This is a genomic window from Candidatus Enterovibrio escicola, from assembly GCF_002464935.1.
In the GTDB taxonomy this organism is placed as follows: Bacteria; Pseudomonadota; Gammaproteobacteria; order Enterobacterales; family Vibrionaceae; genus Enterovibrio; species Enterovibrio escicola.
In genome coordinates, this window is sequence record NZ_NBYY01000036.1 from 53,149 (window position 1) to 76,316 (window position 23,168).

General features: G+C 39.8%; 18 protein-coding genes and 4 pseudogenes. 10 read left to right on the forward strand and 12 right to left on the reverse strand.

Going from position 1 to position 23,168, the window contains the following annotated elements; translation table 11 throughout:
- Positions 1-82: 82 nt before the first annotated feature.
- From BTN49_RS19560 to BTN49_RS11925, 4 genes and pseudogenes are all read left to right on the forward strand, one after another.
- A pseudogene (locus BTN49_RS19560) lies at positions 83-324 on the forward strand (recombinase family protein).
- A 65-nt stretch (positions 325-389) separates the two neighbouring features.
- On the forward strand, positions 390-638 hold the full coding sequence (locus BTN49_RS19570; protein WP_263363847.1) for a recombinase family protein: 249 nt from the start codon (positions 390-392) through the stop codon (positions 636-638).
- Positions 639-900: 262 nt separating this feature from the next.
- Complete coding sequence (locus tag BTN49_RS14340) at positions 901-1,077, forward strand: hypothetical protein (RefSeq protein ID WP_158523774.1); 177 nt, start codon at positions 901-903, stop codon at positions 1,075-1,077.
- A gap of 10 nt (positions 1,078-1,087) precedes the next feature.
- Entirely contained in the window at positions 1,088-1,345 is a 258-nt protein-coding gene (locus tag BTN49_RS11925; protein WP_097357353.1) for a hypothetical protein, read from the forward strand.
- A 122-nt stretch (positions 1,346-1,467) separates the two neighbouring features.
- Here the strand turns inward: BTN49_RS11925 and BTN49_RS22780 are convergent.
- The 6 genes and pseudogenes from BTN49_RS22780 to BTN49_RS11960 all read right to left on the reverse strand — a co-directional run bounded on the left by BTN49_RS22780 (position 1,468) and on the right by BTN49_RS11960 (position 10,182).
- Positions 1,468-2,317 (reverse strand): annotated as a pseudogene (locus BTN49_RS22780) (IS982 family transposase).
- A gap of 683 nt (positions 2,318-3,000) precedes the next feature.
- Positions 3,001-4,458, reverse strand: a complete 1,458-nt coding sequence (locus tag BTN49_RS11940) for a hypothetical protein (protein WP_097357355.1) — start codon at positions 4,456-4,458, stop codon at positions 3,001-3,003.
- A complete protein-coding gene (locus tag BTN49_RS11945) occupies positions 4,455-5,474 on the reverse strand; it encodes a glycosyl hydrolase family 8 (RefSeq protein ID WP_097357356.1) in 1,020 nt (339 codons plus the stop codon). The genes BTN49_RS11940 and BTN49_RS11945 overlap by 4 nt, the downstream gene beginning before the upstream one ends.
- The gene (locus BTN49_RS11950; RefSeq protein ID WP_097357357.1) at positions 5,471-7,474 is read right to left on the reverse strand and encodes a cellulose biosynthesis cyclic di-GMP-binding regulatory protein BcsB; all 2,004 of its coding nucleotides are present in this window, start codon (positions 7,472-7,474) and stop codon (positions 5,471-5,473) included. The genes BTN49_RS11945 and BTN49_RS11950 overlap by 4 nt, the downstream gene beginning before the upstream one ends.
- The gene (bcsA, locus tag BTN49_RS11955; protein ID WP_097357358.1) at positions 7,467-9,689 is read right to left on the reverse strand and encodes a UDP-forming cellulose synthase catalytic subunit; all 2,223 of its coding nucleotides are present in this window, start codon (positions 9,687-9,689) and stop codon (positions 7,467-7,469) included. Before bcsA ends, BTN49_RS11950 begins: the two co-directional genes overlap by 8 nt.
- Before the next feature lies 1 nt (position 9,690).
- Entirely contained in the window at positions 9,691-10,182 is a 492-nt protein-coding gene (locus BTN49_RS11960; RefSeq protein ID WP_223823797.1) for a hypothetical protein, read from the reverse strand.
- 327 nt (positions 10,183-10,509) lie between these two features.
- Between BTN49_RS11960 and BTN49_RS11965 the strand changes: the two genes are divergently transcribed.
- The gene (locus BTN49_RS11965; RefSeq protein ID WP_097357360.1) at positions 10,510-10,767 is read left to right on the forward strand and encodes a hypothetical protein; all 258 of its coding nucleotides are present in this window, start codon (positions 10,510-10,512) and stop codon (positions 10,765-10,767) included.
- A gap of 287 nt (positions 10,768-11,054) precedes the next feature.
- Here BTN49_RS11965 and BTN49_RS19575 read toward each other — a convergent pair whose 3' ends face one another.
- Positions 11,055-11,207, reverse strand: a complete 153-nt coding sequence (locus BTN49_RS19575; RefSeq protein WP_423248238.1) for a transposase — start codon at positions 11,205-11,207, stop codon at positions 11,055-11,057.
- A gap of 104 nt (positions 11,208-11,311) precedes the next feature.
- Complete coding sequence (locus BTN49_RS21475) at positions 11,312-11,419, reverse strand: transposase (protein ID WP_097357362.1); 108 nt, start codon at positions 11,417-11,419, stop codon at positions 11,312-11,314.
- 2,016 nt (positions 11,420-13,435) lie between these two features.
- Between BTN49_RS21475 and BTN49_RS11990 the strand changes: the two genes are divergently transcribed.
- From BTN49_RS11990 to BTN49_RS21480, 4 genes and pseudogenes are all read left to right on the forward strand, one after another.
- On the forward strand, positions 13,436-13,975 hold the full coding sequence (locus BTN49_RS11990) for a hypothetical protein (protein WP_150139447.1): 540 nt from the start codon (positions 13,436-13,438) through the stop codon (positions 13,973-13,975).
- Positions 13,976-14,000: 25 nt separating this feature from the next.
- Positions 14,001-14,885 carry a Rieske 2Fe-2S domain-containing protein gene (locus BTN49_RS11995; RefSeq protein WP_097357366.1) on the forward strand — a complete coding sequence of 295 codons (885 nt, stop codon included), beginning with the start codon at positions 14,001-14,003 and terminating at the stop codon, positions 14,883-14,885.
- Positions 14,886-15,058: 173 nt separating this feature from the next.
- Positions 15,059-15,538: a CoA transferase gene (locus BTN49_RS12000; protein ID WP_263363849.1), complete on the forward strand. Its 480-nt coding sequence runs from the start codon at positions 15,059-15,061 to the stop codon at positions 15,536-15,538.
- Positions 15,525-15,788: pseudogene (locus BTN49_RS21480) on the forward strand (CoA transferase). The gene BTN49_RS12000 and the pseudogene BTN49_RS21480 overlap by 14 nt, the downstream one beginning before the upstream one ends.
- On the opposite strand, the gene BTN49_RS12010 reads toward BTN49_RS21480, so the two are convergent.
- From BTN49_RS12010 to BTN49_RS13565, 3 genes are all read right to left on the reverse strand, one after another.
- Positions 15,780-16,169: a hypothetical protein gene (locus BTN49_RS12010; RefSeq protein ID WP_146679460.1), complete on the reverse strand. Its 390-nt coding sequence runs from the start codon at positions 16,167-16,169 to the stop codon at positions 15,780-15,782. The pseudogene BTN49_RS21480 and the gene BTN49_RS12010 overlap by 9 nt on opposite strands.
- Before the next feature lie 895 nt (positions 16,170-17,064).
- Entirely contained in the window at positions 17,065-17,274 is a 210-nt protein-coding gene (locus BTN49_RS13560; RefSeq protein WP_146679463.1) for a hypothetical protein, read from the reverse strand.
- Between the two features lie 130 nt (positions 17,275-17,404).
- Positions 17,405-17,689 carry a hypothetical protein gene (locus tag BTN49_RS13565; protein ID WP_146679465.1) on the reverse strand — a complete coding sequence of 95 codons (285 nt, stop codon included), beginning with the start codon at positions 17,687-17,689 and terminating at the stop codon, positions 17,405-17,407.
- Between the two features lie 1,132 nt (positions 17,690-18,821).
- On the opposite strand from BTN49_RS13565, the pseudogene BTN49_RS18630 reads away from it, so the two are divergent.
- Positions 18,822-19,065 (forward strand): annotated as a pseudogene (locus BTN49_RS18630) (IS30 family transposase); the annotation flags it as partial.
- 108 nt (positions 19,066-19,173) lie between these two features.
- Here the strand turns inward: BTN49_RS18630 and BTN49_RS12020 are convergent.
- On the reverse strand, positions 19,174-23,168 hold a 3,995-nt coding region (locus BTN49_RS12020; protein ID WP_146679468.1), incomplete at its 5' end, for a hybrid sensor histidine kinase/response regulator.

Genomic DNA, 23,168 nt, shown 5'->3' on the forward strand with positions numbered 1-23,168 from the left:
TTAACGCAAGGCAGAATAAAGGTTTGCGCGTTGCACAAATATATTGCAAGATAAAAACAAATAGCAATAGGTTATCGCAACAATGAAATGTGGTTACGCACGAATATCAACTCAAGATCAAGACACCCAAGTACAGGTAGCAGCGCTCAAGAGCGCTGGGTGCAAACTGGTCTTCGAGGAACAAGCCTCTGGCGGCCGCTCTGGAATCGACCTGAGTTACACCGTCTGCTTGAGCAATTGCGCCTCGGTGATACGGTGGTAGTTTGGAAACTAGACCGACTATCGCGGTCGTTAAAAGATTTACTAACAATCTTAGAAAAATAGAAATTGCTGGAGCGACCTTTTTGAGTCTCACAGAATCAATCGATACCTAAGCCCCTGCTGGACGTATGATGATGCAGATAGTGGGTTCGTTTGCTGAATTTGAACGAGCTATGCTTCGAGAACGTACAAAAAATGGTCTAGATGCCGCCAGAAAAGAAGGGCGAGTTGGTGGGTGTCGGCCGAAACTAACCAAACAACAGCAAGACGAAATAGTCTCATTGGTTACGTCTGGTAAAAAAACAGGCGCTAATGCGGCCAGGTTGTTTCAAGTACATCCGTCTACAGTTAGTCGTCTTTTAGCAAAAGACAAATAAATTTTACCTGTACCATCCCCGAACTTTTAAAAAAGTTAGGTTTTAAGGTTGGCGATTGAAGAGAAAGTACGTGTTATTTTGTGTTTTTTAATCCTTAACGTAGGATAATTTACTAATTCCCTGTCTACCCCCTTGAGGTTAACTGGTTACCGAGCACGATAGGGCGCTGATTGAAAGCACTATTTACCTATATATATGGCATGACAGGGATAATGGAAGGGCGTTATACAAGGATTTTCCTCATCATGGTAAGCTCTATAAAATGAAGATGAATAGCGGAGATAAGGAAAAGATAAAAAACCGAGTTGGCATTGAGAAACTCCCTGCTATTTCTGACTACAAGGCCGTGTTTTGTCATTTCGAGATTGCCACTGTCGTTGGGACTTGGCACAAGTATTTCCGGCTTATCGTGGTTAATAAAGCAAATAAGTTCTGCTGAAATCAGAAAGATGCTCAATAAGCAAGTGCGAACTCTAGTGGAAACATTTATTGAAATTATAAATTCCACCTTCTATGACTTCAAAACCCACACGTCAAACAACAGTACAGAGTTAACCGATTATGAGGAGATTGCTGCAATTACAGATGGTGATTTCTATTTTGCCAGATCTTATCGGTCAAATGATCGAGGTCTAAATAAGCATAATAATGATCTGATAATGAGATTTTTATCCAAAGAAAGGGATTCCAACGAGGTCAGTAATTAAGAAATTGTCAAGATAAAAAATATCCTTAACATACGTGATAGAGAGAGTCTTGGGTATAGTTCTCTTAACGATGTCTTTTTAGAATATTGGAGGGCAGATTTAGATATAATACCTATGTAACCTCAGATCTGCATAAGCGCTTGCTTATTAAACCGAGTCATCTTGATACTCGGTTTTTTTGGTTGAAATTAATAAGTGATGAGCCACGCCAGCAAGTTGCTCATAAAGCTGATAGAATTACGGTGCCGAGAATGCTCGATTTGGAAGATGTTTTTAGTTGGTTAAAAACGATTTCAATAATAAATCGTTTCTGGAGCATCAGGGGATCCTAAATTTTCATCACTTTGAATTTTATATTTTTTATACTCGATATTAGTATCACTCCCTTGTCTGTAAGTTCCCGCTTAAATGGACTAGATATGTAACCTTTATCTCCATATAAATACCCTAAAGCTCGTCAGCTATTTCAAATACAGGCTTTCTATCTCCACGTTACCCTTGATCATTTATAATAAGGTGTAATTTGAAGCCGTAAAATCACCCCATCGTTCCTTTTCCTCACTTCGAGGTACCTTTAAAAACCTAATGTCTGAGAATGCGTAGATTGTGATAAACCTGTAGCTTGGACGAATCAACGAAGCTAATCCCTGTCGACCTCACCTGACGGTAAGTGCAGTAAGAGCAAAGTGGGACAAAAACACATTGCATGGGCTTGAGCATTCGCGTGTAACTGACTAATTCAGGAAATTCATTGGTGAGATAGCGGCAAACAAAGTGGATGTAATAGGTTTTAAAGTCTTGATATTATGATTGATGGAAGGCTATCACTATCGTTATCAGTTCTCTAACTGAGAGGCGAGAAGGTTTGTTTCTTTGTTTAACACCGGAAGAAATTAGGTGTTTTTTCCATGCAGGGAGGAAAGTCTGGCAGAAGTCGTCGACATCGACGAAAACAGCATTTAAATTATTCAGGATAAAGTCCTATTATGATTGATGTTTTAATTCAAACAATCAGATCGCGACTTGATCCGTTAGTTCATTTCTTATTGCACAACTCAGGTTAATTAAAAAATTGGCATCGAAATAGGTAACGGACGACACCGCAGTGATAATTTATTTATTGATGCCAAACAAAAAACATGTTCATCCTATTAAGGAAAATAAGGGTCGAAAGTTTACCCATGATTAAGATGATATCAAACGCTTTGGATACAGAGATTTACTTTCCCTACCTTTACTTTTCAGGGGAGCAAGGGAAAAATGAAAATGCTAATGCTCTTTTGAGACAATACGTAAAGAAAGGGTCATATTTAAGAAGGGTCACCGATGAAGAGATTAACTTCACTGAAGTAATGATCAATTATCAACCTTAGAAAGGTTTAAGTAGCCTATCATCTTTTCTAAAGAAATGGCATCTTCAGCTTAATTGGAAAGTATCTCATTTCGGACTTAAATTCAGATCTAGGTGATAGAATAGCAACTCTCTTCTCTATTTCCAGAAATAGCTAGTCTCCCAAGTTTTAGTTGGAATAACTATAATTTTCTTGATAGCTGAGAAATGATGTCAAGAAGTAATCTAGAAAGAATCATCTATTCAATAAATTGCTCTTTCCGTCTAACGTGCTTATTTAATACCTGTCCTGGGACAACGCCCGTTAAGAGTTGTATTGCCTACACTCGCCACTTTGTTTCATTAATCCACATTTAATAATCATATATGAACGTTGATATTCGTCATTATATGGAAAGGCTTCCGCCAACTTAGTATATTCTCTAAACGCCTCAACTTTGCGGTTACTGTTGTAAAGTGACCATGCCTTAATTTCGGTCAATTTTATATCTTTCCCGTATTTTTTTATATACTCATCAATATGATAGACAGTGGTAGCAAATGTCTCAGCCTCAAATGCGTTATAAATATGTTTTAGAGCAATCTTTTTGCCTATCGCCCCGCGTATCTTTTCACTATCAATCTGCATTGCGTGCACTTGTGCTTTATTTGAGAACCCTGATTTTTCTAACGATAACACATAACCATATTGGATTAAATCCCATTCAGGATCGCTAGGGGACATCAAACTCACTGCAATTTCAAATTCTATCACTGCTGACATTGGGCGTTCTAATTCATATAACTTCCATCCTTTCAATGCATAATCAGATGCAGTGAATGATTGATGTTTATCTAACATTTTTAAACAGTGAGCGGCAGATTTTTTACAAGACAAGTCATCTTTTGCACCAGTATCAAAATCCATCGACACGATAGATGGGTATTTTTCTGACCATTTTGTAAGGTTTAAATCCAACTGTTCCCATTTCTCCATCCTTTCAAGACTCAGCAGTTTTCCTTCGATGCGCTTAGCAGTGGCCCCCGACCAATCAATCGAGTGCTCAAACCATTCAACAGCATTCTCAGCATCATCATTATTTAGAAATTTCCATCCAATTAATTCTGCAGATTTTGCATCCTTATCCTTTAACACAGATTTTCCAATTCGATGTAATTCACGGTTTGAAACCGAATATTTAGCAAGCCGAGCAAGCGCAATATCGCGTTCCATTTTTTCACCTTTCTCTGGGTCATAACCGTCAGAACCTCGATATAGACTTAGAATATCTCTCGATGCACGGTGACTGGACCATGTTATCAACTTTTGGGTGGTGCTCAATTCGTGTCCTATACAGTCGTTCAATATAAGTTGATATTTTTCTTTGGCAAGAGGTCCATAGCCAGTAGATACTTCATTTTGTAAATCAAGCCATACCCACTGAATTCGTGCGCAATTCGACCACTCAGGATATTGGCTAATCAGCTCATTACTATCTATATAGTGTCCATTTTTTACGTAAGATGTTAATAGAGATAATGATTTCTGATATTTAATTTCCTTGGTAAGGTTAGGTGAAACATCTAACTCGGATACTGCGGATTGAGCCGCTTTCCAACCGTGTTCATTGAGTACCACCCAATACGGTGATTCATCAAATTCAGTTCTCACTTCGTTCGACAACTCAATTACGATACGGTCATCAAACACAGTAACTTCATCATGTTCTTGAGTGGAGACAGACGTAGCAAATATAACCGAGAGTAATATTGTTTTGTTCATTCACAAATCCCTTCGTTAAATGCCATATGTGATAGCAGTACTAAGCTATCTGAGTAGTAATCTTTCCCTTTAGGCACGAAAGAGATCCCCTCACCTTTAATGCGATCTCCCTTAGCCAACGAAACAAGTTGGGCGACAGCTCTTGCACCCTCTGGTGGAGGGTAAAATGCTTGCTCTCCCGATGTCACATTCGTCCATGCCACATTTTTTGTTTTAAGCCATTTAACATAATTATCATTGATTTGATGTGATTTTTTCCCCCAAACAACGTAGAGTGGAATGCGGTAGCTGGAATAACTAAAATGTGGAGGGAAGTCACTGGCTGGTCGCCAATGACGATTAGCATACTCTATCCAATCTGGCGTGAGACCATCTCTTCCGTATAGGTTATGATTCAAGATGGATAAACCACTTTTTGACAACAATGCCCACTGATTACTGTAGCTTGAAAAGACATCCATTGCAGGATACACCCAATAGCTCGGATTCAGAATCGTTCTATTATTAAAGGAGAACCCCACAGTCCCTGGCAATAACACTGTTTCACCATTTAGCAACTTAACATGTGATGCTTGCAGAGCAAAAACGATGCTTCTTGCCGCTTTATCATATCCTTTGGACGGCCACTTCTCTGATGCGCGATGTAAAGCCCACGCGATTAGCAAATCACCATCACTCGCATTGTTGTGATCTGGGATATGTGGCCTTTTCGGTTGCCATTTCCACGAGAAAAGAGGATCTTCATCTCGCTGCAAGTTCAATCTTGTCCAACGCCAAAGACGTTGAAAAGTACGACTGTCACTGTAATATTCCGCCATTAACATACCGTACCCTTGCCCTTCACTATGAGAAATACGTCGGTTAGCGTTATCGATCACCCGTCCATCTAGGCTGATGAAGCTTTTCTTAAACAGATCCCACATCCACACATCACTATTACAGTTAGATATTGCATGGCTACTGCTATTTAGCACGATTGCAAAAACACTAAGCATCATCATGATCGGTGTTTTCATTTGCGAGCCTCCAATGAACGAGAAACAATAGCAGACAACCACCAAATAATGATCAATGCAATGATTGATAATCCTGCTGGGTATCCAATAAACGCTGCTTTAATAACTTGTGATGTACTGCTTGAAAAATCCCGTTCACTGAGTACACCCGCTGGTGGGCTATGAGCTTCACTACGTAAGAATTCATTAAACTTTTCTTGATTTACCTCCGTAAATTGAATTCGATACCAACCCTTTTCATTGGTATGTATGACATTGGCAATAGTATGAATCTGATTGTCGAATGGCATATCAGTATCTATGTGTGATTCATCATTTGGTGCCACAACAAATTCAAATAACTTTTGTTTTAATGACGCCCATTGGGATCGGTTAATAGGTTCAGCAGAATGCTGCTTGTTCAGCATAATCTGCTTCATCGAAACATGAAAAGTTCGATGTTGCTTGGTATCAATAGTCACCATCAGACACGGTATCGATTTTTGCGTAAGATGCGAGACATGACTTAGCAGGCGCCAGAGATTTGCAAGTTGTATTGAATCGTTGATATCAACCGTAATTTGCGTCTGTTTACCACAATCATCAGCAATCGCCAAAAAATCTTGCGGTGAAACATGGTGGTCTTCAGTGGGGATAAATTTCACCCATGAACTGAGTTTTAGATTCGATCTATCGGACATATACACCGAAAAGCGACGTTGCTGATTAAGAATATCGACTGGGCCATAAACTTCCACCGTCACGAGGTTCACCCCAGATTTAAAATCTCGCATTGGGATATTCAAACGATAGTGTTGCGTATCACGCCAATAACTCGAGCGTAACGGTAGACTATTCGCGTATTTTCCATTAACCCTAAGGATCATTGATCCTGCTCCAGGAGCAACGTGGGAATGGGTTAGGAGGAGATTTATTTTAGCATTGTCTTCACGGCTAAATAGGATGTTACTTGGCATGACTAAGCTCAACTCAAGTGGTTCATCCGTCAATTCTGTCTGATCAGTGAAGTCTGATAGTGGGTAGATTGAATTGCTTTTTAACGAATAATCAACGATGTCATCATCCTTAATTACCACCATAAATTTCCTTTCTGGTAAACGACTTATATCGTTCGCAAAAATCGTTGATGCACGTTCTACTTCTCTATCATTTTTACCCGAAACAACCAACACCCATTCAACACCTTCGACAATATTTCCCATACCAATGTATGGTCCTGAGATGTTATCGAACGTCGCCTCATCAATCCAACCTGCATTCACCAATGCATCTTTGACACCATACACAATCACGGTACCTGACAGTGGCGCTTGGTAAAGCGACAGTTGCTTGCTGTATTCTGATATATGGCGATAATCAAATACGTGCTCTTCCGAGCCACTTTTCAACGTCCAACCTTGAACCAGAGATGCAGCAATGCTGAGCGATAAATCTGTATTCTCACTGGATATGGAAATTAAATGTATTGTGTCATCATGTCGTTGACCGCTTCGGACCATTTTATCGAATGACGATAGCGTTTGGTTATCAGTATTATCGCTAGCCACATAGTTCAATTCATAAAATGATTCTTTTACGTTGATAATGGTATTCAGTTCTGTCGTATCAATAACCAATCTGGAATCATCCGACAAATGTTGGATACGAAAACTTAGCGTCGGATCTTGCTTCGAAAGAAGGCTTGGTGGTATCGTTGCTTCGATGTACTGGTAGTGACTTCGTTGTTTCATTTCAACGTTTGCCAACGAGCGAGTACCTGCTGCTATCCAAAGCACCGTTCTGTCAATGATGTTATCATTGTATATCGCCAGCAATAACCGAACACTTTCGACTTCCTGTCCCTCTAAAATTGAAATAGGCATGGAGACTGTCTGACTTTGACCACGCAACACGATGTCTTCCTTACTATCTGTTGCATATGTCAGTGGCACTTTTACCGATTTTTGAGCCTGCACAGAACAAACGATTATGAGAAAAAGTGATGCCATGAATTTAATCATTCTGGAACTCCTTTTTGTCCTTAACAGGGATCGTTTTCAATCTGTTCCTGACTGAGGTTGTTAACACCCGTGAAAGATTTTCACAAGCCAACGAAAAAAGATCCAACGCAGAGGAAAGAATATTTTGATTTAAGCTTTCTTCATAACGTCTACGTTTCTTCCAACGACTGCTCTGTCCGTAGGCTTTTGTATACTGAATCTGCATATCTGACGCCAGATTGCTTTCCAATAAACAGTATATTTGAGCTCCATGACGACCATTTTTCAATGCAACTACTCTCATATTAAGATGTACACGTTGATAGAGTGGTTTTTTTGTTTTGGTACTCTTTCCTTTTTCAGTGAAATACACCACATTCACAATATCGCCTTGGCGTATACCATGCTCTCCTTCGTGAAGCGTGAGCTGTGCTCCTTTTAATGAAATGTCATTTAACGTCGCTTGGAAACTCATGTTTTCTATCTTTATCACCGCTTTTTCATTTACTAACAAACGTGGTTCACTTCGTCGTTGCTGTTTTTCAAGCATGGCACCTAAGCAAAGAATAATGAGAATGATGTTAAATGTATTAAAGATGATGACGAGAATGAGTTGACTCTGCTCCGTGGGAAACTGAATATAACGATATATTCCCCACGCTTCTGCTAACAAAACTAAACCGAAAATAAATGCCATAAACGGGGTTAGTTTTGAAAAACACACTTGCTTCGTTGTTTCCCCCTTGGGTGTAACAACAAAACTGGGTTTCGTAGGGTTCACTAGCACTGATAGCGTAGGCAAAAACAGATAAATAGATAGCGCTGTTTCATAAAGTTCAGAAAAGAATGCACGCCGTGTTCCACCAAACAATCGCTGTGTTATCATCACACTGGTAACTAAATGAGGCATTACAAAGATCAGGAAGTCTGTTACATTTCCGACGAATATCTGCAAATCGAGCAACAGGTATAACAACGGAGAAATCAAAAAGATCGTTCTGAAAATAGGAAAGAACCAGTACACAGTCGAGTTAAAATAGCAAAGGCGTTGTCCTAAACTAAGACCGCGTTTCAGAAGTGGATTGTTGAGTAAGAATATTTGGATCATACCTTGAGCCCAACGAGAACGTTGCGTGACATAAGCACCAAATGTATCCGGCGATAGCCCTGCTACCATGGCAATATTAAGGTAGCCACTATCCCATCCTTTTGAGTGGATGTTTAAGGCAGTATCTGCATCTTCCGTGATAGTTCTTGTCGAGATCCCTCCTACTTCCTCTAATGCGGTTCTGCGTAACACCGCCGCCGAACCACAGAAGAAGCACCCGTTCCAGGAATCCATCCCAAGTAGAATTTTGTTATAGAACATTTCATTTTCAGAAGGAACTTTATCTTCAATACCGAGGTTCCTCTCAACTGGACCTGGGGTAACAAAGAAATGTGGCGTTTGGATGAAACCGAGATTGGGATGTCTTTGAAAGAGTCCAATAGTATTCATCAGAAAGTCACGTGTTGGAACATGATCAGCATCAAGTATAAGAATCAAATCACCAGATGTTTTTTTTAATGCATGGTTTATATTTCCTGCTTTTGCATGCTCATTTTTTTCACGTGTAATATAGCTTGCTTTTACCTCTTTGCAGAAGATTTTTAGGGTGTCCGCACGACGTTTAGCCGTGGCAGAAACATCAATATCATGGTGTTGCAATTTCTGGTATGTCCCCCCATCATCGAGAACATACACACGGAACTCACCGATATAATCCATGCGAGCAGCAGCTAAAATCGTTGGCTCTACCACATCAATTGGTTCGTTGTACGTCGGAATATAAATATCGACTGACGGCAGGGGAGCATTAGTATCAATGGGGATTCGTTTACGTTCATATGGTTTTACCGTAACGAACATACCTAATACATAAATCATGATGCCATAGCATTCCGCCGCAAACAGAAATAGTGCGAACGGTAAGTCTAATTGACTTTCCCAAGGCAATGTTTCCTGAAACCGCCAATAAATATATCGAAATGATATGAAGGCTCCAATAATTAATATGAAGGCAGTGGCTCTCGTTGAATAATTTTTTGATAGCAAAATAATAAAAAGGAAAGCGCTTGCAGCCAACCAAATATGTGTGTCTATCGATATGTTTAGTGTTGCCAACATAAATAGACTATAAATAGCACAAAAAACTAACAACAATTTAATTAACCGTTTTAGCAAGTTAGGATCCATATCAAAATCCCTCCAGCAATAGAGAGGGCTTAAATTTATTAATCCAAGAAAATTTTTGTTCCTGATCGGAAGTACAGACATTGGTAAAGATTGTAAGCCAATAATTATCTTGTCGGGAATTCTGACGAGAAATAAAACACCGCTCTCCCGTTTCCATCACCTTGATCCATTGCTGATAAGGACCTATGAAGTTATGGAAATACTGACCCTTTTGAGTTGGGACAGTGAATGAAAACATTTTTGGAGGTTGCTTAAAAGGAGACGGACTGATAATTTGAATAACAAGATTTTCACTAGGCAGGTACGTGTTATTTTCAAGCTGAGTCCAAAACCACGTTTCTTCACCTCGTGATTGTCGGAAACTTTTTACAGTGTCTAATCCGTCAATCAACGCAGGGAGTTGGTAGGTATCGATTTCAGTCGGGTCATAGATTTGTTGATGATGGGCTTGCTGTAATAGTTTGCAACCCGATATAACAAATAAACCACTCAACAATATTACCCTCGATAGAATCACTGTCATTGTCTACCTCTTGCATTCTGTTTTAAACGCAATGGCAATTAAGCAATAAGTTTGCCATCTATAATATGTGGCATTTTAAATAATATTTTCAATGAGTTAATGGATTTTAGTTATGTACAATTCCGTATTTCTATGAAAAAAAATCACTGCCCCACACTATTCTTAATATGACAATGAATATGATAATAAAATGGAGAATAGAAACAGAAACTATTCAAAATGATATATTTCTTTATAGAAAATAAAGATATATAGAATTATTTTCTAAACGTTGGATAATTAATCGGTATATATGGCATGACAGGGGTAATACCGTGGTGGTATAAGGGTCTTCCCCATCATGGTAAATTCTACAAAATAAAAATGAGGAGCGATGAAAAGGTAAGGATAAAGAACCGAATTGGCATTGATAAATGCCTAGATATTGTAGACGAGGAGACCGTGTTTGGTCATTCCAGAATTGATACTGCCGTTGGCATAGTACACAAATTCTTTTCACTTATAGTGGTGGAGACGTTTATTGATATTGTAAATGCCATTTTCAATGACTTCTAGATGCTCATGTCAGACAACGATACAGAGTTTGCCGGTCATGAAGAGGTTGCTAAAATCATAAACGCTGATTTCTATTTTTGCAGACCTTATTGGTCAAGTGATCGGGAACTGAATGAGAAAACTAATGGTCTGATAAAGAGATTCTTACCCAAGGGAACTGACTTCAACGAGGTCAGTAATGAGGCAATTACCAAGATAGGGCACATCCTCAATACACGTGGTATAGATTTCCTAATGATATTTTTTAGAGTATTTGATGGTGGCTTAAGATATAGCACCTGTGCATTTCAGAGGACGGAGGATGCAGCAATTAGGTTAAGCATAAAGCTCCCCCTACCTCGGCACCGAGAATGTTCTATTTGGGATATATTCTTTAGTTTATCAAAGACTATCTCGATGATAAATTGTTTTCTCAATATAGGATAATCTAAAATTTTCATCGCCTTTGGTTTCATGTTCTTCCGAGTATTCGTGATGAGATTAATCCCTTTCTAGGTGCGCGTTTTTCAAGGAAGCTAGATATATAGCTTTTATCTCCATAGAGTTATCCCAAGAGATCATCAACATTAGGCGTTGTTATTTTTATCAAAATAATACCGCTTTGATTGTTGATGATAAAGTGAAGTCTAAAGCAATAATACCCTCCCACCATCCCCTTACCTTGCTTAGCAAACTCTCAAACTAGCGGATGCTATGGAATATGTAAATTGTGATAGGTTTGTAGCTTAGTTAAACAACTACTTTGGCTAAGAAAATTAGACTAAAATTGAGACAACCCACTTACCTACTGAATTTATTAATTAAATTCAATAACACTCTCTCTAACCATATGTTTCCCATTATTTATAGATTTGATGACTAATTAGTTGTATGGAGCAATATAAAATTTGCTGATTTAGACAAGCCAAGAGCAGGTGATTGTGACCTTAAAGAAATCATAAGAAGGTGCCGAGATTTACGAACGAAGCCTTTAATTTAACCAGATCTTTAATTTTGCTTGTCTTTCCTAAAATATTTTATCCCAAAATCATTTAGTATAAATACTCATTCACATAACGATAACGCGAGTTTACCTTACCTAAAGTTATCTACTTCCTATTTCGCTTTGTCATTATAGCTGTTAAGCCGTTGCTTATGCATAACAATACTTTTCTATCTGCTTTTAAGCTTAAGATTTTTAACTTTGTTTTATCGGATCACAAAACTCACGTGGCTATCAGGTAATCCAATCGTTCAAAAATATGTTATTAATACCCAAACCATCTACAGTGAAACACTTTGATTTATTACGATTATTTAGCAATTTAGATTCTATTCTTTGTATTGTCTGAACTCAAAAATGATCTGGTCTTCGACTTTGATAGCTTTGGCTAGTTTAAGTTCGATAAAGTCGTATCGCTATCCATCCCGCTTCCATAACTTGAACCTATCATAGATAGAAACTATTGTGACTTCAATTTTAACGAATTGATCTTTGTCATTGAATCCTAGAATGTAATAAAGAATCGCCGGAGTGTTCGGATCTTTATTTGATAAACTAGAGTTGATAGAACCACAACGAAGGTATCCAGCCCCTATTGAGTGTGAATAAGGTGCTTGTTCAAGCTCTCCATGCTTTAGGAAAATAATTACAACTCTCTTTGACTGGCTAATTAGATCGACTTTTGAATAGTCGTACTTATCACTGTATATCAAAATAGAACTTTGGTACCACTCATCTTGAGATAGATTGTTTCCTACACACTTAGGGCACACCCTTACTTGGTAAGGGTGTGTGAGCACCTTGCTCGAATTCTCCATGTTCATAACAAATGATAGTGAGACGAATGGGGAACCTGAATAAACAGCTTTTGAGATGTAAGCTACTTCTGGTACGCTGTCATTCTGTTGTGCCGTGATGTCTGAAACATGGGCATCGGAACAGCAGCATAGCCCATATCACTGCACGATGAATACTCCTTCAAATATTTCCAATATGTAACTAGATTGAACGATATGTAAATTATATAACCACATATGATGACAATCACAGATCCACGTTACTAATAAATAAATTGTTGCGATGAATTTGTCTGATCAATAATCCGATCCTCGGATCAAACCAGTAGCACAGCAACTTTGCGCTTATGCAACTACCAAAAACATTTAGAATTCTAATAGAAAGTAAGAAGTCAACATGAAAAAATAAAGGAAGTAATACTGGTTAAACGTGACGATATCCCCTCTATATCACACTATCGAAGTGGATAGGGTCGAACACTGGTTCTGGCATGTCAAAAATTTTATGAAGCAACCTCACTTGCTCGACTTTTTGCCGGACGATAACCACGTGTCCATGGCTTGGGTACGCTTGGAAGAAGGAGAAAAACTCGAACCGCATATTCATCCAATGGAGTCGATGATCTTGATGTGCGAGGGAGGCTTGCACGACAGGCGATGTCGAAGCGGACATAACCGCTGGAAATGCCATCTTGGTACCACTGGGTCAATTGCACGGTTTTAAGGGTGCCGAACCTAACGGGTTCTGGGGCTTGTCACTTTCGTTTGATAGCCGAAGACTGTACGAGGATTATTCGGATCCGTGGGCGATGTTTTTGCCTGAGCATGTTGAGAAGTACCTAGGCGCAGTATCACAAAGCAACTGTTTTCTCGTAACACCATGTACATGGTGCACTTCAATAAGCATAAGTTATTTGAGCTGGTGCGCGCCTCTACCCTGAATGAAAAAACTTACGAGCATATGACTTTGTCTCACCTTGAAGAAGAACTAGGCCACAACCGTCAATTTAAAGCCAATCGTGATGATTTCGGCGAGGTGTTTGATCCCGTGCTTGAAGTCGCCAGTAACTGGTTCATCAGCCAAATGTATACGGCGACAGAATTGAAAAAAGTCGCACTTGTGCATTTAGGGGTCGCCACTTCCGCGGTGTTCTTCTATAAGCATATCAAACCGGTATTGGCTGACTCTCCGACCAAAGAATACTTCGATCTGCATAGTGTGCTGGATGACGAACATGTGCGCATGGGTTATGACTTTATTGCGAACGCTGACTTGGACGAGGGCCGAACCCTGTTCGGAATCCAAAACAAAGGCTGGACGATGCTAATGACGGTGATGTCACGCATTGCCGACTTGACCTTCTACGCTAACAACATCACCAACAAGTCTAAAACGCAGCAGGAGCACCATGATGAAGTGATGGCCTAAGGAAATTACCCGACGGTGCTCTCTGATGTCTACACTTATCCCACTAAGTACAAACGAAGACAGACGCTCCTTTTTCAAAGGTGAGAGCTGGAACTACATTGGGTTGGAGGCGGAACTGCCTAACCGAGGTGACTACCGACAAACCTTTGTTGGTGAGACCTCGGTCATTGTGGTGCGGGATCGCGAGGACTCCATTCATGTGTTGATCAATCGCTGCTCTCATTGCGGGGCCAAGGTCTGCCATAATGCGCATGGCAACACCAAGGTGTTCGTGTGTACCTATCATGAATGGGCCTTCAACCTTAAAGAGGATCTCAGAGGGGTGCCGTTTAAACGCTATCTTGACCCAGTGATACTCTACTATTTCGATCGTGTATGCAGTGGGCGGCCACTGAAAGTGCTAGACAAGATGTGCCACCTAGTGAACAGCAACTGGAAACTTCAGGTGGAAAACGGCAAAGACCCGTTTCATGCCGCGTTGTTGCACTCGTTCTTTAAAAACTTCGGGATTTGGCGTTCCGATCAGGAAACGCACGTTGAGCTCTATCAGAGCGGGGCCCACAGCTTACTCGTCAGTACCACGTCGTTCAAAGCTCAGCAAGAGGCTGATACCACTCCCAAAGTGCGCCTCAAAGCCTCACAGTTGATTGACCATCAGCGCGAATTTGAGCATGGTACCGGCGCCATCATGACGGTATTTCCCAATTTGATTTTCCTCCAGCAACTCAATTGTTTGGCCATGCGACACGTCATCTTAGATGGCTCAGACGCGTGCATCAAAGAATGGATCTTTTTCGGTTACACCGATGAACCAGAAGCGCTCACCGAGCTGCGTTTACACCAAGCGAACTTGTTGGACCCTGCAGGGTTGGTGACCATTGATGACAACGAAATTCTAGCCGTCACTTAGGAAGGGGCGCACGCGTGTCTAACCGCACGACAGGTGATCTGAGATCCTGATATCATCTCGGATTCTCTGGTGTATCCTCTGTAGCCCATTGGAAGAAGGAAACCCATTATGACCCCTTTACTTATGACCGATTTGACGGTCATTGATCTCACCCGCCATCTCTAAGGCCAGTGGTGTCCCTATTGTTTTCCGATTGGAGCGCCACGGTGATCAAAATCGAAGAATCCTCCGATCGCGGCAACAGCATGGGTGGTACACGTGATGGATTTAATTATCAGAATTTGCATTGCAACAAACGAAGTTTGTCTGTTGACCTCAAGTTAGACGAAGACCAAACGATCTTCAAACGCTTGGTCGCAAAAGCCGACATTATCCTGGAAAACTTTCACCCTGAGGTCAAATTTCGTCTCGGGGTTAACTATCAATCACTGAAAGCCATCAACCCGATGATTATTTGCGTCAGTATTAATGGCTTTAGCCAGCAGTGCCCGTTGGCTCAGCGTCCGGTGGTGGACCAAATCATTCAAGGTATGTCTGGTTTTATGTCGGTGACTGGTACCTATGCGTCTGGGCCATTCCGAACGGGGGTGGATCATGACCGATGTGAGTGCAGGCATGAATTTGTCGATTATTGTACTAATGGTGCTATATGAACGGACTCGCACCCAGCAAGGCCAATGGGTCACCACGTCATTGCTTGAGTAGACACTCGTGATGATGGACTTTCAGGTCGCACGTTGGTTACATGATGGGACGGAACCAGAGCGAGTAGGCAATGACCACCCAACGTTGATGCCCCCCTGGGTCGTGCATACCTTAGATGGGACGATCACCTTAGTTGCCGCCGGAGATGACAAATTTGCTGCATTATATGACGTGTTATCACCCGGGGCGTTAGATTAGTAGCCAGAATACAGCAACATATAAGCGCGATCGCGTCATCGTCAAGATTTGATGGTTGTCATCAATGCGTCCACCCATCAATGGATGAGCGAGGCGATCATCAAACGCTTCAACGAACAGGGTATTCCAAGTGGCTCTGTGTACACCGTCGACCAAGCAATTACCAGCCACAACTGGCCGAACTCTCCATGGTTCAAGCGATCGAGCATCCGCGTTAGGCATCGCGAACGTAATACGGGCCCGTCGATGGGGCGGGGAACCTCGTGGTAACCCGCTATGCGCCGCCATAATGTATGGAAGCTCAGTGTGATGATGGGTTGCGTTAATGCAACCCATTTTGCCACGCTTTCTTGATGAGATCGACGCTGCATCATAAGCCACGCTGTAAGGCATCATATCAGGAAATTGCTGTATGCAATTGAGACCTGTAAAAAATCTTTTCGACTGAAGAGTCTAAAACTACTGTCTTTTAAATTAAAGAAGTCCTTAAGGGAAAGACAATGGAAAGAAGTAATATTGTTCTTTAATAGCCCAGCACCAACCATCCTTAAAATATGCAATGAATTGCCAATTGACGCTATTGAAATCGGATACCGAGTGTAAAACATTCGAACTAACACATAGCATTTGAGTTGATTAATTAGGATCCAACCATCCCCTTTTAGTCCGATAATATTTTTAGCAAGATCATCCTAAAGACTAAAGTGAAGATTCACCGGATTTTTAAAAGGAATACTATCCTGATTAAACTCCCAGACATCCGCTGAAAAGCGAATATCAATATCTCCTTTATATACAAGCATATCCTCATATAGGATTGCATTCATCTAAAGCAATTGCAAGTCTTAAAACATCCTTTAAATAATCTAGATCTTCCATAAATACTGGCAGTAAATTGTTGAATTAACCGCATATTTCCATTTCGAACTCATTACTATTAAACTGAATCATCCTCTACCTCTTTCCCAAAGGAAATATACTGCCTTACAGAGTGTTCAGATTTGAACATAAAGTACCGTCCTTATTCCTGTAAGGTATTTTGAGCTTCAAATCGTATCTTTTCTAGAATTTGAATTAGGTAACTTTCAACCCTAGCAATTTTCTTGTTAATGTTGCTATCTCCATCAGGATGTAAATCTACAGAGTCGTACAACATATCTATAAAACTTAGTAACTTATATATTTAGTGAGGGTCATTAACTAATTTAGCGCTTTTGCAGAACACACACAGGTCGTACTGATAGCAAGGTAATTATATACCTCCCTTGAGAAGACTTTATTGTTCCGCGAATTTTTCGTGCTTCAACTTGACTTTAAAGCACCATTCACTACCGTTTTCATAATTAAAACTGACTTGTACTAAACCTGAATCATCCACTTTTGAGTGCTTTAATGGCATCAGTATACCTTTTAGTTCGACGTTTGTACCAACCAAGAATTTCATGGCTATCCAAGCTACTTTTATGCCTTGTATCGTTCTAGTCACAGGGGAAAATTTTCTAATTTCTTTTTTTATTACTCAGAAACATTTGTCACTCGTTTTTCCAAAAGAGAACTGAGGAATCGTTCGCTCCGTTGTGATGAGTGTAAATACCTCAATAAGATAATTAGCCAACTCAGATCTTTTTGAAGAAACGAGTCACAAGGTACTGTGATAATTTCTCAGCTGCGTGTTGTGCATAATCAGCAAGCAAACTCCCGTGTTGTCCATAAACATAAAAAATGTATCCGTGCTTATCCGTTCCGTATGCGTTTGAAAAGTAACGAAGGATCTTGACGAAAGTCAGCCCATCTTTCACACCGCCTTTACCTCTATTTTTCATCTCAGCACTAACATACCCAGCAGCTTCACTTTCTTCGCTCCATTCAAGGTGCTCACTTTCAGTGTTAGAGGTAAACATAGCTCGAAGCTCACTACTCGACCGTCCTTTGTAAGCTTCTATTTTTATATATTCAGTCGTCTTTAGCTCTTCCTTTACCGTGCTTTCAATCAAAGGGTGTCGAAGTTCTAATATTGAAATTGTATTTAGTGACGTGTAATAAGCAAAGAGTAAATATCCAGCCTGCATGCACTGAGTAAATGGAGAACTGTCAGCATAACCTTTATAACTGGGGATTCTAATGTCCTGCCCTAATCGAACTTCAATAGGTTCACCATCGATAAAAGGCTAGTATCCCCCTTACATATGAGTACATTGAGGAGAACTTTAGGTCGTTACTAGCCAAAAATCTCATGAACGGATTGACAGGGACAACTTTAAAGCTGTCTTATGACATAAGAACAGGAATAGTGCAATAAATAGGTTTATCTCTAGGAGCAACTCGTGGCGAGATCTCACCTGTTGATTCATCGAGGACAAACTCAGCTTTCGTTTTTTTCTACAGTGACCTCTGTAATGCAGTAATCACCACCACCTATATCACTTGGAATGAGTTTCTTTTTTCTAGGTATCACTAAACCTTATAGAGCTGACATAAACAGCCTAGTAAAGCTTTAGAGAATATCTAATTTTTGTTCAACTTTTTATTCACATTAGTTTTCTAAATTCATTAGCAACATTAAATCAACAAATGCGATGCCAGCAGGTCTGTCTTAGCGGTGAGTTAGATAAGAACCAAAGGAAATCAGAGCACTTTTCATCAACTGAAGCATTTGTGTATACGACTAAATCAGGAAATTAACCTGTTAGGTGACGGTAGAGAAATTACATGTAATACGTATTAAAGTTACGAAATCCAGATTGATTAAAAGATATAACAATCGTAATGACTTCAGCAAGTTGAGTCTCTTAATCACGAAAAGTTAGTTTAGGGCTGAGACACTGTTTATAGCGAAACAACACTCCTGAAATCCGGTGTTTCTTCCAAAAAGGAAGAAACACTTGACAGGAATCATCGATATAGGTAGAGACAGTGGTTAAATTTTTCATTCTAACTAAGGTTCTTTTGCGACTGAGGATCTGATTCAAACGCTCAGATTGAGACTTTGGCATTTAATTTATTTATTAAGCGCAGCTCAGATTAATCAATTAAGTAGCAGCAAAGTCAGTAGCTGATGTCACTGTGTCAACAATTTAGTTACTGATGCTATATAAAAAGCATGTCCATGCGATTACAACAGATAATGGTCAGAAGTTTGCTTATCATGGAAAGATAGCAAAAGATTTAGATGTTAAAATTGACTTTGCTTACCCGTACTTTTCATGCTAAGCAAGGGAAAAATAAGAATGCTAATGGACTTTTAAGAGAGTACGTAAAGAAAGGTACAGGCTTCAGAAATGCTTAGGGTTTAAGTCACCTGCCGTTATTTTAAAGAAATGTCATTAGCAGCTTACTTAGACAGTATTACACCTCAGAGTTGTATTCGTGGAATGGGCATAATAACCTAGAAGAAAGTCTGAGTATCTTCCCCTTTATCTACACTAAATGATTCCAATACAGTTTCTAATTTCTGAACTGCAACTTCATACTCAGAGTTACAAATTGCATGCTCAACTGATGTAAGATCAATATCCATATTTTTCGAGCTTTTCTTGATACCATCAATAAAATCTACTGCTTGAGTATCGAAATTATTGAGTAATATTTTGAGCTGTTCCAACTCAATACGAAACTCCTTAAACGTATAGCCAGAAAAACTCACTCTCTCTGAGTTTTCTTCGTATTTCTTCTGGACTACATAATGATTTATCTCTTCCAGTCTATCCTTAATTTCTTCAATTAACCCGAAATCCATACGCAGACCACTTACTGCTTGGTCTTCAAGTTTTTCAGCTATAAGCACTAAATCTCTTGCAGATACATTTGCTGCTGCACATTTTAGTGAATGAGCAAACATCTCAATATCATTTCTGTCTTCATTAGTAATCGCCTCTCGAATTTCATCGATCTTCCCTAACTTAGATTCAGTAAACGTTGTCATAATCTTCCAATAAGAAGTGGCATTTCCGCCAATCCGTCGAATCCCTTCGTTGGTATCTAGGATAAAAGGATCTATATCAATTAAATTAGGAATTTTTGGTACTATTGATTTCTTCCCATTAGCTAGTATCGATGAAGTTATGTCATTCTTCGCCACAGCTGTCCAGCGTTTGATAGAAGCAAGAAGCTCACTAATATCTATGGGTTTAGATACATGCCCATTCATACCAGCTTCTCTACACTGATTAACATCGCGCTCCATTGCATTAGCTGTCATTGCTACAATAGGGAGTTCGGCAAGCTCTTTAATTTCTCGGATCTTTTTAGTCGCCGTCACTCCATCCATCACTGGCATTTGCATGTCCATTAACACCATATCAAATGGTTGTTTTTTGATCATATCTAACGCAATCTGTCCATTATCCGCCACATGAATCGTGGGATTAAACTGCTCTAAAATTCCTTTTGCGACCTCCTGATTGATCAAGTTGTCTTCCACCAATAATATTTTTACACCAGTTAAGTCAATCTCTTGGGTGTCTAGCTTTTCTGTAGTCCACTTGTGTAATAATTTCAGCTCCTCTTTTCCAAAGGCTTCCATTAACGCATCAAACAAAGATGAAGGGTTTATAGGTTTAATCAAGGAGGCATCAAAAATCCTCTGAATATCTTCGCTAATCAAACCCGTATCTTCACCATAAGCACTTGCCAAAATCACTTTTGGTATTTTGTCGAGCGACAACTTTTGTATTCTTACAGTAGCTTCGTCACCATTAATTCCAGGCATTTTCCAGTCCATAAGAACCACATCAAATCCATCATTGCTTTTATCCGCAGATTCTACCTTAAACACCGCTTCTTCCCCATTAGGTACGACAGAGACACGTAAATCAAGCTTATCAAGCAAAGCATACATAATGTCCCGAGAATCTTGATTGTCATCCACGACCAGTACCCTTTTATCATTGAGTATTGTACTTTTTGCTAGCTGCTTTTTGATGCCTGAATCACTACGACCACAGCGAATAATAAAAGAAAACGTTGAGCCTTTGCCAAAGTCACTTTCAATCCAGATATGTCCACCCATCAATTCAACAAAATTCTTAGAAATGGTTAGACCTAAACCAGTACCACCGTATTTACGTGTTATTGAACCATCTGCCTGCGAGAAAGATTTAAATAAACGAGCCACCTGTTCATCACTCATACCAATACCAGAGTCTTGAATGTCAAATTTAATCTCAACCATATCATTAGTATCAGTCAGTTTTCTGACACGAATAATGACTTCACCTCTTTCGGTGAATTTTACAGAGTTACTCGCTAGGTTGATGATGATCTGGCCAAGTCGGAGTGGATCACCAACCAAATCGTCAGGTAAGTCTGGATCAATATCGAAGATAAGCTCAAGATCTTTCTCTTTCGCTTTCACCGAAATGATATTGCTAATATTATCTAGAACTTCGCTGAAACGAAATTCAATGTGTTCAATAGCGACTTTACCCGCTTCAATTTTAGAAAAATCTAAAATATCATTAATGATACTAAGTAAATTTTTACCTGCTTTCTCAATGTTACCCACGTAGATCCGTTGTTTCTTGGTCAACCTTGTTAAAAGTACCAAATTCGACAGACCAAGAATGGCATTCATCGGAGTGCGGATCTCATGACTCATGTTTGCTAGAAATTCACCTTTCGATTTACTAGCTTGAGTCGCTTGATCTTTCGCAGCAATAAGATCTAATTCGAGGCGTTTTTGTGTAGTCACATCAACAAATAAGCCAACAATACCCATTGCCTTTCCATCACCTCCGTAATATATTGCTTCATACACGGTCAAAATACGGATATTGCCTTCAGCGTTCGCAAGCTCAATGTCGTACACGTGCGAGCTTGGCTTATCAAACAACAGTTTCTCTTTCTCATGGAACATCGACGCAACATCGTCTTTGAACAGATCTGATGGTGATCTGTCGATTACATCAATATAAAAGAGCCCGAGGAAATTAGTAAATGCATCATTCACACCAATATACGTCCCCGTTGTATCGCGAAAATACATCGGGTTAGGAATCGCATTGATAATTTGCTTATTTAACTTAAGTTGTTCAGAGATTCTGTGGTCTGCTTCAAGTTGAAGTTCTGCATTCATAGTAAGCTGAATACCCACTGCTAAATCTGCTTGCACCTCGGCGAGCCAGTTGATTTCTTTATCTGACAGACAGCGTACAGAACCTAGTTCTAACACACCCACTACATCATTGTTCACATTGAGAGGGAAGAAGTACATCTCTTCAAGTTTCAGTATACCTGCGGGTAATGTAATGCTGAATTTATCGTCATGATTCCGAATTCGTAAGAACGTTTTGGAACGCATAATTGTCCTATGAAATGAAGCATTTTCCGTTGCCATTTCTTCAGACTTATCGTCTACACCAACCCTACCCACCAAGCGTAGCGTTTCATTACTCGACACATAGATAGCAGCATAAGGTAATTCCAAGCATTGAGAAAAGAAATTAACGACTTGAGCACCGAGATCTTTTATATCAATGCATCCTCGAATCAGATCAGAGAATACCTTGATTTGCCGATTAAATTCAAATCGCTCAGAGATTTCTTGTAACACCACATTTTGTGCAACCGCCAAATCTTTAAGTTCACCTTGACTTTCAACATCCAACTTAAACTCAAATTCTTTGTTACGTACTTTACAGATAATGTTGTTACGAATGTTATCAAGTGGTTTAAGGAATCGTAGCCAAAACAATACGGTCGTTATCAGTACTGAGACGATGAGCAGTATAGCCATAGATAACGTAATACTATGCATATATAATTTTTGTTGGTGTAAGCGATTTAACTCCGTGTCAGAGGTTCTAATAACGGCATCATAAAACGCACTGATGGGTCCCATAACCTTGTTCTTTTCATGAATATAATTAGCGCCAAATAATATTTTTGTTGCCTTTTCCGGATCTGGCACAATTTTTACGAAGCCACCTGCTATTCGGCTTTTGCCCTGCATAAGATCTATAGCATCATTCTCAATAGACGCTAGTGGTTGACTATGAACTAGAGCCTGCTTGAGTAGATCAAGATGAGATTCACTAGCGCCCGCGTTTCTCATACGGCTCATAATTGATGGGTAATCAGGCTTAACAGGAATAGTTATTTTTCTTATATTCCCAGAGATAGGATCAGCTAACTGAGTCCAATAGTCGAAACGATACCCTTTCGGAGGAGGGAGTCGCCCTTCATTTATACCCTTGACTTTGTCATAAAGATAAAGCCATTTCTTATCCGAGGTGACTGTATAGGTACTCATGAACTGAGTTAACAAGTTAAAGCTTTGTTTTAACTCGATAGCTAACTTATGTTGTTCAAATCGTTGCTCAGAGATTTCAATGATGTCACGGCTGATTGCAGCAGAGCGCATATTGGCCATAATTATGGCCA